Annotated in this window: 14 protein-coding genes; all 14 read right to left on the reverse strand. The window is 42.4% G+C overall.

The genetic code is table 11. The features are described 5' to 3' along the window. Positions 1-6: 6 nt before the first annotated feature. Entirely contained in the window at positions 7-2118 is a 2112-nt protein-coding gene (locus AB5618_RS16835; protein ID WP_226822776.1) for a DNA topoisomerase 3, read from the reverse strand. 72 nt (positions 2119-2190) lie between these two features. Further along, positions 2191-2925 carry a CD1107 family mobile element protein gene (locus AB5618_RS16840; protein WP_005334804.1) on the reverse strand — a complete coding sequence of 245 codons (735 nt, stop codon included), beginning with the start codon at positions 2923-2925 and terminating at the stop codon, positions 2191-2193. Continuing rightward, positions 2900-3208: a DUF4315 family protein gene (locus tag AB5618_RS16845; protein ID WP_005334805.1), complete on the reverse strand. Its 309-nt coding sequence runs from the start codon at positions 3206-3208 to the stop codon at positions 2900-2902. Before AB5618_RS16845 ends, AB5618_RS16840 begins: the two co-directional genes overlap by 26 nt. A gap of 26 nt (positions 3209-3234) precedes the next feature. Further along, the gene (locus tag AB5618_RS16850; protein WP_368366924.1) at positions 3235-5478 is read right to left on the reverse strand and encodes a CD1108 family mobile element protein; all 2244 of its coding nucleotides are present in this window, start codon (positions 5476-5478) and stop codon (positions 3235-3237) included. A gap of 51 nt (positions 5479-5529) precedes the next feature. Beyond that, positions 5530-5988, reverse strand: coding sequence for a hypothetical protein (locus AB5618_RS16855; protein WP_173721530.1), 459 nt, complete (start codon positions 5986-5988; stop codon positions 5530-5532). After that, positions 5975-8479, reverse strand: a complete 2505-nt coding sequence (locus AB5618_RS16860) for a VirB4-like conjugal transfer ATPase, CD1110 family (RefSeq protein ID WP_243277353.1) — start codon at positions 8477-8479, stop codon at positions 5975-5977. The genes AB5618_RS16855 and AB5618_RS16860 overlap by 14 nt, the downstream gene beginning before the upstream one ends. Then, complete coding sequence (locus tag AB5618_RS16865; RefSeq protein ID WP_173721528.1) at positions 8394-8783, reverse strand: PrgI family protein; 390 nt, start codon at positions 8781-8783, stop codon at positions 8394-8396. The genes AB5618_RS16860 and AB5618_RS16865 overlap by 86 nt, the downstream gene beginning before the upstream one ends. 22 nt (positions 8784-8805) lie before the next feature. Next, positions 8806-9678: a VirB6/TrbL-like conjugal transfer protein, CD1112 family gene (locus AB5618_RS16870; RefSeq protein WP_055195005.1), complete on the reverse strand. Its 873-nt coding sequence runs from the start codon at positions 9676-9678 to the stop codon at positions 8806-8808. Positions 9679-9697: 19 nt separating this feature from the next. Next, complete coding sequence (locus AB5618_RS16875; RefSeq protein WP_005334815.1) at positions 9698-9913, reverse strand: Maff2 family mobile element protein; 216 nt, start codon at positions 9911-9913, stop codon at positions 9698-9700. A 249-nt stretch (positions 9914-10162) separates the two neighbouring features. Next, on the reverse strand, positions 10163-10735 hold the full coding sequence (locus tag AB5618_RS16880) for a helix-turn-helix transcriptional regulator (protein WP_226837804.1): 573 nt from the start codon (positions 10733-10735) through the stop codon (positions 10163-10165). After that, a complete protein-coding gene (locus tag AB5618_RS16885) occupies positions 10719-12533 on the reverse strand; it encodes a VirD4-like conjugal transfer protein, CD1115 family (RefSeq protein WP_368366925.1) in 1815 nt (604 codons plus the stop codon). The genes AB5618_RS16880 and AB5618_RS16885 overlap by 17 nt, the downstream gene beginning before the upstream one ends. After that, entirely contained in the window at positions 12530-13093 is a 564-nt protein-coding gene (locus AB5618_RS16890) for a PcfB family protein (RefSeq protein ID WP_118447861.1), read from the reverse strand. Before AB5618_RS16890 ends, AB5618_RS16885 begins: the two co-directional genes overlap by 4 nt. Next, on the reverse strand, positions 13094-13372 hold the full coding sequence (locus AB5618_RS16895) for a hypothetical protein (RefSeq protein ID WP_055183036.1): 279 nt from the start codon (positions 13370-13372) through the stop codon (positions 13094-13096). It abuts the gene before it with no gap. Further along, on the reverse strand, positions 13359-13505 hold the full coding sequence (locus AB5618_RS16900; protein WP_162290843.1) for a hypothetical protein: 147 nt from the start codon (positions 13503-13505) through the stop codon (positions 13359-13361). The genes AB5618_RS16895 and AB5618_RS16900 overlap by 14 nt, the downstream gene beginning before the upstream one ends. Positions 13506-13555: the final 50 nt, after the last annotated feature.

Here is a 13555-nt window from a genome sequence, read left to right on the forward strand (position 1 = left end):
GTTTTCTTATTTCTTTTTGCTTTTGTTTTTTGGTTTCTTTTTGGGAAAGGATAAAGAAAAATTCACCCTTCCGGTTTCATCTGCATCCATATGAAGATCTGCCTCAAAGTACATATTCTTCTTTCTGGAATACAGGTCTTTTACATGCACACATCCACTTTTCAGAAGTTCTGCAGCCATCTTTTTATCCATGGTTTTTTCCATGCTCTGCAGATAGCGGTTATCTTTCCAGAGAGCAAAGTGACAATCGTGGTTGCTACAATAGAAGTTGGTTTTGCTTTCATATACCAGGCTTCCACATACCGGACATGTTCCAATGCTTTCTCTGGTCTGAAATCTTCTTGTTTCTTCTTCGGAAATCGCATCGCATCCATTCAGCATCATGGTCAGCATGTTTTTGATCCCGGTCATAAACTGTTCCGGTGCAATCTCTCCATGCTCCATCAAGAGCAGCTGATTTTCCCATTCTGCAGTCATACTTGCAGATTTCAGAAAGTCTGGCAGGATCTCCACAAGGACTTTTCCATCATCTGTTGGAAGGATCTGTTTCCCTTTTCGGGTGGCATACTGGGAATAGATCAGTTTTTCGATGATACCGGCTCTTGTTGCCGGAGTTCCTAATCCTTTCTTTTCTGTGTCTTCATCGAATTCCTTATTTCCAGCAGTTTCCATTGCTGCAAGGAGAGTATCTTCACTGTATGGTTTTGGTGGCGATGTAAAATGTTCTGTCTTTTCTGCAGCTACAGCATAGAAAGTCTGTCCCTGGGTTACTTTCGGCATCCTCTCTTTCATTTCCTGATCCGGATCTACGATTGCCATGCGATCCTTATTCTTGAAGCAGTTTTCAAAGAGTTTCCATCCATCCTGCAACACAGTTCTTCCTTTTGCTTTGAAGATTTCTCCCTGGCATTCCACTTCAATCTCTGTTTCCTGGTAAATGTGATCCTTACTCATTGCCATGACCGTATGGACTGCAATCAGGAAAAGAATCTTTTCTTCCCAGGATTTCAATTCATCCAGATGGCAGGATGCAAGTTCCATCGTTGGAATGATTGCATGGTGATCTGTCACCTTGCTGTTATTCATGACTTTCTTCACATCTGGCTGCTCCGGCTGATCAAACGGACCTGTCAGTTGATATTTCTCATAAATCTGACGAACCACATTTCTTGCTGTCTGCTCCATATCTTCGGTCAGATACTGGCTGTCCGTTCTTGGATAAGTGATCAGTTTCTTTTCATACAGGCTCTGAGCGGTATCCAGTGTCTGTTTGGCTGTCATTCCGTAGATACGGTTTGCTTCTCTCTGCAGTGTGGTCAGATCATAAAGCTTTGGTGCTTTTACTTTCTTTTCCGTTTCTTTTACTGCTGTGACAATAGCTTCACTTCCCTGGCATCTACTTCTTAACTGTTCCGCCTCATCCGGATCAAAGATTTTTGGCTTTACAGCCGGAATTCCATCACAATCGAGTTCCACATTGAAATACTTTTCTTTCTGGAAATTGCTGATCTGTCCGGCACGTTCCACCAACATGGCAAGTGTCGGTGTCTGAACCCTTCCAACGGTCAGCTTTTTGAAGTACTTTGTGGTGTAAGCTCTGGTTGCATTCATTCCTACCAGCCAGTCAGCCTGAGAACGGCATACAGCAGCTTCGGCCAGATGTCGGTATTCCTCTGCGGATCTCAGATGCTGCATTCCATCAAGGATTGCTGAATCTTCCAGAGAACTGATCCATAATCGTTTCACCGGCTTTTTACTTCCGGATAAGTCATAGACATGTTTGAAGATTAATTCTCCTTCACGTCCGGCATCACAGGCATTTACGACGTATTCAATTTCCGGACTGTTGAGCAGTCTTTTTAAGATATAGAACTGATCTTTCTTATCTTCTGAGACTGTAACTTTCCAGTCTTTCGGGATGATCGGGAGATCTTCATATCTCCACTGGTTAAATTTCTCATCGTAAGCATCCGGTGAAACATATTCGGCCAGATGTCCGAAGCACCAGCTGACCATACAGTCGGTTCCTTGTAAATATCCGTCTTCTCGTTCCTGTGCTCCAATCACTTCTGCGATTGCTCTTGATACACTTGGTTTTTCTGCAATTACTAAATACATGATGTATTACCTCCTTCATATAACGAAACGGAGAGAGCATGTTTTACAGCCCCCTCCACTAAAAAAGTTTATTTATTTTTCATTTTCTTCAAAATCTTCGTCTTCAGACTCTTCCTCATCCGGAACTTCTTCCAGTCCACCTGTTTCCAAACCTTCCGGCTGATCATCCTCATCTTCCTCTTTTTTAGGTTTATAGATCTTGAAGTAGTAGTAAGCTGCCACACCGCCGAGAGCCAAAATCAGGATTGTTGCCATTGCACCCATATTGGTTTTTGCAGATGCTGTTTTCTCCGGATCAATGGTAGCTTCCTTGTCTACATCCTCATTATTTGTTTCATCCAGCACTACCTTTGATTTATCTGGCTGTGGTGTTACGACAGTAGCAGTGCTGTCTTTATCCAGAAATTCGGACAGATCATTCTCATCAATCTGGGATAACATATAGACATTCTGTGATGTGGCACTACGGTCGATCACGATATAGAAAGTGTTGTTATTCTTCGTTGTAACCGTAAGAAATTCCTTTGTGGAATCATCGGTAATGTCATCCTTGACTTCACCATTGCCAGGTGTCGTAAATGCAGTTCCCTTGTCTGTTCCATCTTCCGGCAGCACCTCGTTTGTGTTTGTCGCCTCGTCCTTTTTCTCTTCTTTGTCTGTTGACTGTTCCGTCTGAGTTGTCTCTACTTTGGATGCCTCTGCCGATTCATCCACATAGGCAAATGCTGTGGTTGATGCTGTAAAAAGCATCATGACTCCCAACAGCAGTCCTGCCATTTTCTTATTCATTTTCTTCCATTTCACCATTCTGATATTCCTCCTTATTTTCTTCTGTGAATACAAAGGAGCCTGAACCTTCATCGTCAGACTCCCTGCTTACCTGAAATTTAACTTTTCCACTCTGGATACCATCCAAAAGATCATATAACTGATCATTATCCATCTTCATACCACGGATGCACCTGATCATCTCATTGTCCTCTTCCTGCTTTAATGCAGCCTGGACACCCCTAAGATATTGCTGCAGATCCGCGATCTTTTTCTCTGTCTTGGCAATCTCATCCAGATATTTTTTAATCTTTTTATTCAAACTTTCACCTCCCTTCGTTCACCCCTTTATGGCAGTCTTCCAAAGCACATGAAATGTTGCTGCCAGTAGGATGTGCTGATATTTGAGTAATGGATCGGATCCCCGCAATGGATCATCATATTGTTACTGACATAGATACCCACATGGCTTGCACCGGATGTGTTATACGTTCCCTGGAAGAAGATCAGATCTCCTGGTTTTGCTTCTTGCGGTGATACATAAGTACATACGCCTCTTAATCCATCTGCGGTCAATCGTCCATAGTTCCAGCCATTACCACAGTGGTTAATGACATAAGATACGAATCCTGAGCAGTCAAATCCGGACGGAGAGTAACCACCCCATACATAAGGTACTCCCAGATATTTTTCCGCTTCTCGGATCATCCGGGCAAATTCTTCATCCTGCAGTGCTTCCGGTGGAATCTCATAGCTCATTCCATTACCGCCTGATCCACTGGTCACATTGTTTACATCCCACAGATAATTTCTGTTTCCATAGGTCGTATTTAACGCATTGTAAATAATCAGCTGTTCTGCATTCAGATTGGCTCTTGCCACAGCATCAAAGCCTCCATTTGTCAGTGTCACATACAGAATCTTCTTGGTACTTGTACTGGTAACGGTTACTTCCTGACTGCCATTGTCATCTGCGATATAAGCTTCCCAGGTCTGGTGTCCATGAGCAGAGGCTGCAGCATGGTTATCATAGTAAACGTCAAACTGGACACCATATCGTGCAAAGGCTCCGGTATCCTCAACTGTGTATTCCACACCATTCATTACTACCTTAGTGCCAATCGGCACAAATGGATTGGAAGCATCTACAGCAATGGTATGGTTTGCAGTTGGATATGCACCACTGGCAGTTGGACCTCCGGACCATACACCACAACAGATTCGACAGTTACAATATCCGCTGGTCACTACCTGTCCTAATGATTCTCCGACTCGAACATTTCTGGTTTCTGTCACCGTTTCTGTTCGATCTTCTGTATTCAGATGATATTGTGCTTCAAAAAGAGATTGCAGCTCGTTTTCAACATCTGAGTACGTCCAGTCCCCGTATTTTGCGGTAAGATACGAGATAAGATGGTATGGATTATGACCAATCTCAGCAATGTTGTACTGATACTCGTCATAATTTGGATGTCTTCGTTCCATCTCATTGATCTGCTGATTCAAGGCACTTTCCAAAGCGGCATATCTGTTTTCGGCAGCATAGATATCCTCGTCTGAACTTGGATACGTTGTAATACCGATCACAGATCCAGCACCCTCAATAGAGGCACTGCAGCTCCCCAGAGATACTGCTATGACAAGAAAAAGAAGCGCAAAAATACCGATGCCTGCGAACATGGCACGATTACGCTTTATAATCTCTTTCAAGGCAATCTTTGCTTTCACCGTCATGTTCTCGACACCGGTAATGGTTGTCGCTCCACCTAGACTGCCAGCGGATTTTCCGGCTCTGGCTGCCCGGTATGCATCCTTATATCGTTTTTTCTGAAAGAAGCGGTTATAGAAATGTCTCTTTTGCTCAGCGTTCTTTACCGATTCTGCATGTTTGACTCCTTCCATACTTTCTGCAGAACCAAATTTCAGTTTCTTTTCTACAGTAGCCTCACGATAACCTCTGCGATGGGTTTTCACATCCGTTCGTTTGCTGCGGATCTGAGCATGACGTAGGCCACGTAACGCAGCTTCTGTTTCACGCTCTGCAAGTCTGGCACTTTCCACACCTGCATTTTCATCTGTTTCTTCCTCTTCGGAAGTGACTGCTTTCATGCCAGATATAACAGCTTGTGTAGCAATGTATTTCCCGGCTGTCCCTCCCGGTTTCATGCCAGCACCTTTCACCATTTGATTTCCTTCATCATCAAAAGATAATCTTCCGGCTTTTGCCTGTTCTTTGGTCATCTGTTTTTGCAGCTGCTTCTTCCGAATGGATTTCTTTTGGCTGTTCAGATTATTATCATCATCCGGGATTTTTTCATGACGATGCAGTTTCTTTCGATATCCGGATACTTTTTCTTCCGGTGTGACTTCAACTGTATCCTCAACAGCTTCCTGCCTGACAGAAGATTTCCGGATCTTTTCCATCTGCAGTCGTTTACCTTTTCCCGATTTTGAATCTTCATTCTCAGCCTTTTTCCGTTCCCGTTCAGGAACAAATTCTTCCTTATTTTCCGGTCGTCCTCGACTCCTGTGACTGATATCTTTTACACTACCATCACGAAGATTTTCTTCTGTCAGACCATCCCTGGTCATCTTTGCGACCTTTTTATCTTTGCCTTTAAATTCTTTTCCAGCTATAGGTCATCACCTCCTGGCACAACTTTTCTTTCTGTACTCATTCAGTTCCTGGCGTCCTATAATCGGGATACCAGGATAACCATCTGCCTGTGTCCTGATTGCTGGAGAGCTCGCCTGGATATGAAATACCCAGTTCAATTCACTCGGATCTCTTGGCCAGAAACCATTGATCAGCATAGCTTCCTTAAACTGATTATTGTACAGATGAATCTGGGTACGTTTATACAAAACTTCTTTCAGATCATCACTGGTAAGATGTGGATAGATCTTCTGTGCCGGATAAAAGTTCCAGAATACCCAGTCAAGGATAATGTTCTGTGTTTCCAGCGGAAGTTCATACAGATGATGATCATCATTGACTGTATGAACACGGTATCCAGCCTGTGCATTTTCCAGATTTTTCATCTGAATGTAAGGATTATCCTGGTTCCACTGCCTGATTCGAATCTTATCAATTTCCTTCATGCTTTTCCGCCTCCATTTCTTTCTCTCGTTTTTCAACTTCTTCCGGTTTTGTAGTCATCAAACTGTACAGCTTCAAGTTCTTATCGAACTTGTCCTTAAATGGAATAATTGTTGTTCCATAGAAAAGAAGTCCTTCTCCTTCCCCAGAATTCGTCACATAAGACAACTGATATGGGGAAATATTCAGCTGTTTTGCAAGGATCTGTCTGTCACCTGCAGCCTGGTTCAGCATCAGGATAAAATCACTGTTCTCAAAGATATTTTCAATTTCCCTGCTGGCAAGAAGATCTTTGATATTCTGGGTGATACCACTTGGAATACCACCCCATTTACGGAATCGCTTCCAGATTTCTACAGAATAAGCTGCTGTCTGTTCTTCTTTGAGCAGAAGGTGGAATTCATCGATATAGTACCTGGTAGATTTGATGCCACGGTTGATTGTAACTCTGTTCCATACCTGATCCTGGACGATGAGCATTCCGATTTTCTTCAGCTGCTTTCCAAGTTCCTTAATATCAAAGCAGACAATACGGTTATTCAGTTCCACATTGGTTCTATGGTTGAATACTTTCAGTGATCCATTTACATAGATTTCCAGTGCTGTTGCAATTCTCTGGGCCTGGGGTTCTTTCTGCTTTCTGAGGCAGTCATACAGGTCACCAAGGACCGGCATATTTTCCGGTTTTGGATCTGCAAAGTACTTCTGATACACCAGTGGAAGACAGCGGTCGATCACTGATTTTTCCTCTGCTTCAATACCATCCCTGCTTCCCATAATCAGCTCACATAAGGACAGGACAAAATCGGATTTTACACCAAGTGGATTGTCATCATCGGAATAATCCATATTGATATCCATCGGATTGATATAATCCTTACTGGTCGGTGAAATGTGTACGACCTGTCCGCCAAGTGCATGGACCAGTGGATAATACTCACCCTCCGGATCTCCGATGATAATGTCATCCTTCGTGACAAAGAAAGCGTTGGTGATTTCTCTTTTTGCAGCAAAGGATTTACCGGATCCAGGTGTACCAAGGATCAATCCATTCGGGTTTTTCAGCTTTTTACGATCCACCATAATCATGTTGTTGCTGAGTGCATTTAATCCGTAATATAAGGATTCTCCTGCCATAAAAAGTTCCTGTGTCGTAAACGGAACAAAGATTGCTGTACTGGTAGTCGTAAGAGCCCGCTTGATTGGGATATGATTTACTCCCAACGGAACACTGCTCATCAATCCTTCTTCCTGCTGATAATCCAGACGTTTCAGCACACAGTTATATTTCTGTGCAATACCGGCCGTCTGGAAGATGGCATTATCCAGTGCCTGTTTTGTCTTTGCAGTATTTAAAAAGAGCGCTGTTACAAGGAACATACGCTCATTTCGTGACTGCAGATCTTCTAACAGACGCTTAGCTTCTCCGCCATACGTGTTCAGATCCGATGGAATGATATCCATATCGTATCCGGCCCGGACTGCTTTTTTCTGTTCTTCGATTTTCATACGGTTGATATCCGTCACTTTGCTTTTTACCAGCTTGATTGCCTTCATCTGATCCACAGACTGGACATGCAGGTTGACGATCAGGTTCTTATCGATATCCAGAAATTCTGCCAGCATCTTATCCGTAAGCTCCGGTGCCAGGATCTGCAGATAAGAGACAGCCCCGATAGTATTTCCCATCTGGAACGTATTTCTGTCTCGGAATACAAAACTGGTCGGTGCCACATAATCCTTGGTATTGAGTCCGGTACGGATCATGGAACCATAATCAAACTGAAAGTCTGTCATGATATCCGGATTGAAAGTTTCATACAGTATCTGCAGACGTTCCACGCCATTCAGCGGATATGCCGGAACTCCAAGGATCTTGAAGTTGTTCAGGATATCTGATTCAATACGTTCCAGCTTTGGCTTTGCTTCCCGGATATTATCCGCTTCGATGGAAAAGGTGATATATTTTGACTTCACCAGACCGTTGTTTCCTTTTGCCAGCTGCTGTTTCAACATCTTTGCGTATTCCATACGGACATCATCAAAAGCATCCTCCTGTGGTCGGATCCGGATGACCTGCTCAAACTCCTTCATGCTGCTCTTATGGTTGATAAAGCTCAGCTGAAAATGGATGCTGCTGTCAAAGTAATTGAGGAAGTCACACCAGTTTTCAAAGATTGCATTTTTATCTTCATTCTGAGCCAGCTGGTAGTTGATGTCATAAAAGCGGATACACTTAGAATAAGTTTTTCCCTGTACCCTGCAGATTCCATCTCTTCCCATTTCCTTATAAGCGATCGACTGCTGGACGGACAGTTTTTTCTGCCTGCGTTTTTCCTCCTGCTTTTCTTTTTTCTTTTTCTCTTTTCTGTCTACTTTTTTGTATCCGGTATCTGCGACAGTTTTCTTATTTTTCTTTTTTCGCAACCGTTTTTCCTCCTTTCGGTTTTCCTGTATCCGGAGACTGTCTGATCTGTTCCGGATCTGTCTCATAATAGTTTTCGGTTTCATATTTTCTAATGGGTGAACGAAGAAACTTCACCCTGATCATATGCATCAGAACATCTTCCAGATGCATCCCGTCTTTTTCGTACATGGCAAATAAAAATGCCGGTAACATCAAAAGCACCATGACTGTTGCTGCATTACTGTTTCCCATCACATTACGCAAGAGGAAATAGCTTGGAATTCCCATTGCAGCACCTATCCCGATACAGATCAACTGTCTTTTGGTCAGGTTAAATGCTACTTTATTCTTTACCTTTGTTAAATCTTTCGGTACGCTGACATATGCCATGATTTTCACTCCTTCCTGTAATTTAGTGCGCGTTAAATATCGACTTACTTAAGGATGCCGTCTTAAAGAGGCTGTAACATAAGATCACTGTGTAAGCCATAACGCCAAATAATGAAGAACTCAGATTATCTGAATACTGGATACCTGCAACAAGCACTGCATAGATTGCAACGCATACCATCATCAGAAATGCCTGGAAAGCCAGGGCAAAGAGTCCTCTGAAATAATTTGTGCCGATCTGTCCCCATTCTCTGTTACTCATAGTTGCGAATGGAATCGGCGCAACTGAGGTATATAGGTAAATCTCTATCATACGTCCATACATGATCACTGTGATCAGTACAGACAAGATCTTCATACAGAAGCCGACGATAAGGGTTTCCAGCGCCAATACAACAAGTTCTCCGATTTCCATACTTTCCAGTGTTGTGGAAAGATCCGTCAATGCCGAAGAAATATCAATGGCGGTACTTCCTGTGATAACACCGGCCGCAGAATTAACTACGTGCTGGCCCACATCGAATACCGCCATTGTGATCGTAAATGTGTTACTCACCAGATACACAGCGATCCACATTTTTACGAAGTACTTGAAAAACATCCAGGTATCAATATCATGCATGTTGTTACGCTCGGTCAGCATAGAAATCAATTCGTAGCAGAGTACGAGTGTGATAATAATACCTGCGATCGGCATAATCACGGAATCTGATAGATTCTGGATCATACTGAATATGCTGCCGTTCCACCCTTGCGGGGTCTGTCCAACCTGGGTAGCGATCTCACCAGTCTTTTGATTGACATCAGTAAACATCGTGTCCAGGTTGGAAGTGATCATCCCGGTTAAGAGTTCCCTCATCCATTCCTCAATCGCATCAAAAATCTGACTGAACATGGATCTCTACTCCTTTCTCTTAACCAAATAATCCACTCAGAAGCGGGATCAGCTGTGTTCCGATCAGGATAACACCACCACCGCTCATCAGCTGCTTAATTCCCTGGGATTTTGCACCCGGGTTGTCGTTTCCATAACCTTCCATCAGGTTGATTACGCCCCAGACACCAAGGCCGGCACCGATTGCAACGACCAGTGTCTGAAGAATATTGATTGCACTGCTAAAAAAAGCCATAATCAAATGTGTGAACAAACGCTTTTTCTTATGGTCTGTAAGCGTTTGGCTCTACTCCTTTCCCTTTTATTCAGACCTTTTTTTACCTGTTTTATTTGCAAGGCGATCTTATCTTTATCTTTACTTTTTTCTCCTTTCTTCCTACTTTTAGATTTCTTTCTTGAAAAAACATAAAAAAATAGAGCATATAGATGGATTTTTCTACATGCTCTATCGCTTTTTGTTCTTTTTACAAATACTTGAAATTTTTTACTTCCTATCCAATTTTTTTGCCAGCACAAAATTAAACAAAAATGCTACTGTCACTATTAAAATACATATTATCGTAATCCACGCTGGTACTTTCATATCAAATTGAACTCTTAGCAACAAAGAAATTGCTAAAAATATACCTCCTATAATCTCTATAAAATCTAGGATCCTTTTTTGCATCATCTGAATTTTTTCCCTTTCTTTTACCCTATCAAACTTCCATATTCCATATTTTGATTGAATATCTGTGATATCTTCATCAGATATAAGTTCATCCAAAGTGACTCCAAGCTCCATTGCTAACTTTTTTGCTGTAATTAGATCTGGACATCTTGAACCGTTCTCCCATCGGCATACAGTTTGTCGTGATACGTACAGTTTATCGGCAAGTTGTTGTTGTGTATATTTTTTTTCTTCTCTGATTTTTTTAATGTTATCATTTAAAGCCATACTTCTTACCTCTCTTTCATTCATATCATATAATGATACCATTAAAAAAGAAAGAACCAGCATGGTTTTCCTATGTTTCCACTTTGGTAACATAGGAATTTTCTTAATTAATGATTTCAATTTGTCTTATTTCATCCTCTGTTACATCAATCCGAAACATCTCAAACTCTGTATCTTTTGAAAATGTCAGATTATGATTCAGATATTTTTCAACATCAAAAGCATTTTTCTTATCATAATCGGCAAGTTCCTTGTACCGTTTGTGCTTTGTGATGTCATACTTGTTGCTTAAAAACGGCCGGACTCCTCGAAGCTGTAAGATACATTTTTCTCCATCCATGACCGCCAGCTCATCTCTACTCATCAGTTCTTTTCCAGTCTTTTGATAGTTCAGTCCATAGGACCGGTTGCTGCCTCTGGTGTCGGATGTGTTGTAAAGATCAATGGTTTCCTTTCCCAGGGTTTCTGATATTTCTTTCAGTGTGGAACTTTCCTTTCCCCCCAGGAAAAGAACAGTGTCACAGTTACCTGTGATCGTCTCAGCAGCATCCTTATAGATGGTTTTCAGCTGAGATTGTGACTGCAGAATGATAGAAGCGGAAATTTCCCTGCTTCGGATCGTAGCAATCAATTTGTCGAATTTTGGGATCTGTCCGATATTGCTGAACTCATCAAGAAGCAGTCGTACATGATAGGGAAGCCTGCCGCCATGCTCATCATCCGCCTTATCACAAAGCAGGTTAAAAAGCTGGGTGTACATGATCGCTACCACAAAGTTGAATGTGTCATCTGTGTCGCTGATGATGACAAACATGGCTGTTCTCTGATCACCGATCATATCCAGTTCCATTTCGTCATACGACATAATTTCTCTTAGTTCCTGAATGTCAAATGGTGCAAGTCTGGCACCACAGGAAATCAAAATCGATTTTGCAGTTTTGCCGGCTGCAAGCTTGTACTTGCGATATTGCCTTACTGCAAAGTGTTCCGGATTTTCTGCTTCCAGTTCTTCAAACAATTCATCCACTGCATTTTTAAATTCTTCATCATCCTCCCTGGTCTCACTGGCATTGATAAATTCCAACAGAGTAGAAAAGTTCTGTTCTTCCTCTGGTGCCTCATACCAGATGTATCCGATCAGTGCAGAATACAAAAGACGTTCGGCCTTGACCCAGAAATCTTCCGTTGATTTTTCGCCTTCACCCTTGGTATTTGAAATAATGGTATTGACCAGCTTTAAGATGTCTTTTTCACTCCGGATATAATGGAACGGATTGTAATGCATGGACTTTTTAAAGTTGATCGTATTTAATACCTTGATCCGGTATCCTCCATTTACCAGCATCTTCCCGCATTCAACGATGATCGTTCCCTTCGGATCAGTGACCACATAGGACACGTGATCCGTCATCTGCATAAGATTGGGTTTTACATAGAATCTTGTCTTTCCGGATCCGGAACCACCGATGACGATCACATTCTTATTTCTGGCATACTTTGGGGCTTTTGGCCGGCTGTTCATGGTCAGACGTTCCGTTTCTGTGAGGATGACATTGTTTTCAAAGACCGGATCCATAAAGGGTTCGATGTCTTTTCTGTTTCCCCATCTTGCAGATCCATACTCCACACCTTGTCGGAACTTCTTTGCATTTTTAGAACGATAGTAGACCACCAGTTTTAATGCACCTGCAACCAGAACACCTACTGTAAGATCCTGCAAAGCGATACTTGGCAGCCAGCTTAAAAATGCCAGTCGGAAATTGACTAACATCACGCCAAGTCTCTGGACCATGCTTTCTCCCAGGCAATGCCGGTACAGCCAGGATCCTTTATCTGCTACATAGAAGATAAAGAAATATGGGAGATTTAAGATCACCAGTCGTTTGACCTGGATCTTCTGTAATTTTTCCCGGATCATCGTTCCTGACCTCTGGATTTTTGTCTCTGCTTCACACGCTGGCGGTGCTTTGCTTTTCTTTCTACAGATTTCTGCAGTTTCTTTCTGACGGATGGTTTCTTCGCCTGTTTCTTTTTCAGTTCTACTCCGGCATATTCCCGGAAAGCCGCTGTCATCACATCCACATCTTTAGCCTTAAAGAAGACCAGATATTTTGGTGGATCAGCACCGACTTCTTTTTTCAGGCTGTAATCAATCCCGTACTTTCTTGCCACACGGTCAAAGGATTTGATATTTTCATCTGTGATCTTTATGTTGGAAAGCTGTACTCCCTGTGCATTCAGTTGCTTGATGGTCTGCTTTCCATGTGGCTTTTTCTTTTCAATCTTTTTTCGGGCTTTTTCCCTTCCTTTCTCCTGAGCCCGTCCGGTCTTTTCAGCCATTTTCACCTGCGTTGTTTCCTGTTTCCTCCGGTTGTCCATTTCCAGGAACTTCCGAAGGGCTGCTTTTAGCACACTGGCAGTGATCTTGACTCCCTGGATGCTCAGGCTGATCACTTTCTGATTTACTTCTTCCTGCAATTACCCACGTCCTTTCTTTCCTTTCATTTCAGAATGAAGACGGGCAATACAATATCCGATGCATGGAACATGTTTTCCATACGGACAGCCACCACATGGTGTTGTTTTTACTGCTTTTTTCTTTTCCGGAAGCAGATAGTGGCACTGTTTCAAGCTACAGCCTTTCTTTTTGCCTCCCCACCAGTAACAGTACTTGCAGGACCATGGCTTTTCTTCGCTGTACTTTCTTCCCTCAATAGCTGCATTTGGTTCTATGATCAGATCTTTATTTGTCTTCATTCTGTTCTTCCTCTTTTCTCATGATTTCTGTCAGTTTTTTCTCTGCCTGACTTCCGGCAGCAATGAGACAATACAAAACTGTAAATATTGCCGCTGCTCCCAGAAGAGCAACAAAAATAATGATATTTCTCATGGTTTCTCCCATCTAAAAAAGCGTCCACAGATTCCTTTCGGTTTCCATGA

Source organism: Ruminococcus sp. J1101004sp1_RTP21198st1_B9_RTP21198_201120, assembly GCF_040924245.1.
Lineage (GTDB): Bacteria > Bacillota > Clostridia > Lachnospirales > Lachnospiraceae > Blautia_A > Blautia_A faecis.

What these genes read in the sequence shown, in the direction of transcription:
- AB5618_RS16875 (WP_005334815.1), bottom strand. Translation starts at nt 9,913, where the DNA reads ATGGCTTTTTTTAGCAGTGCAATCAATATTCTTCAGACACTGGTCGTT.
- AB5618_RS16885 (WP_368366925.1), bottom strand. Translation starts at nt 12,533, where the DNA reads ATGATCCGGGAAAAATTACAGAAGATCCAGGTCAAACGACTGGTGATC.
- AB5618_RS16835 (WP_226822776.1), bottom strand. Translation starts at nt 2,118, where the DNA reads ATGTATTTAGTAATTGCAGAAAAACCAAGTGTATCAAGAGCAATCGCA.
- AB5618_RS16855 (WP_173721530.1), bottom strand. Translation starts at nt 5,988, where the DNA reads ATGAAGGAAATTGATAAGATTCGAATCAGGCAGTGGAACCAGGATAAT.
- AB5618_RS16840 (WP_005334804.1), bottom strand. Translation starts at nt 2,925, where the DNA reads ATGGTGAAATGGAAGAAAATGAATAAGAAAATGGCAGGACTGCTGTTG.
- AB5618_RS16895 (WP_055183036.1), bottom strand. Translation starts at nt 13,372, where the DNA reads ATGAAGACAAATAAAGATCTGATCATAGAACCAAATGCAGCTATTGAG.
- AB5618_RS16850 (WP_368366924.1), bottom strand. Translation starts at nt 5,478, where the DNA reads ATGACCAGGGATGGTCTGACAGAAGAAAATCTTCGTGATGGTAGTGTA.
- AB5618_RS16865 (WP_173721528.1), bottom strand. Translation starts at nt 8,783, where the DNA reads ATGGCATATGTCAGCGTACCGAAAGATTTAACAAAGGTAAAGAATAAA.
- AB5618_RS16870 (WP_055195005.1), bottom strand. Translation starts at nt 9,678, where the DNA reads ATGTTCAGTCAGATTTTTGATGCGATTGAGGAATGGATGAGGGAACTC.
- AB5618_RS16900 (WP_162290843.1), bottom strand. Translation starts at nt 13,505, where the DNA reads ATGAGAAATATCATTATTTTTGTTGCTCTTCTGGGAGCAGCGGCAATA.
- AB5618_RS16860 (WP_243277353.1), bottom strand. Translation starts at nt 8,479, where the DNA reads ATGAGACAGATCCGGAACAGATCAGACAGTCTCCGGATACAGGAAAAC.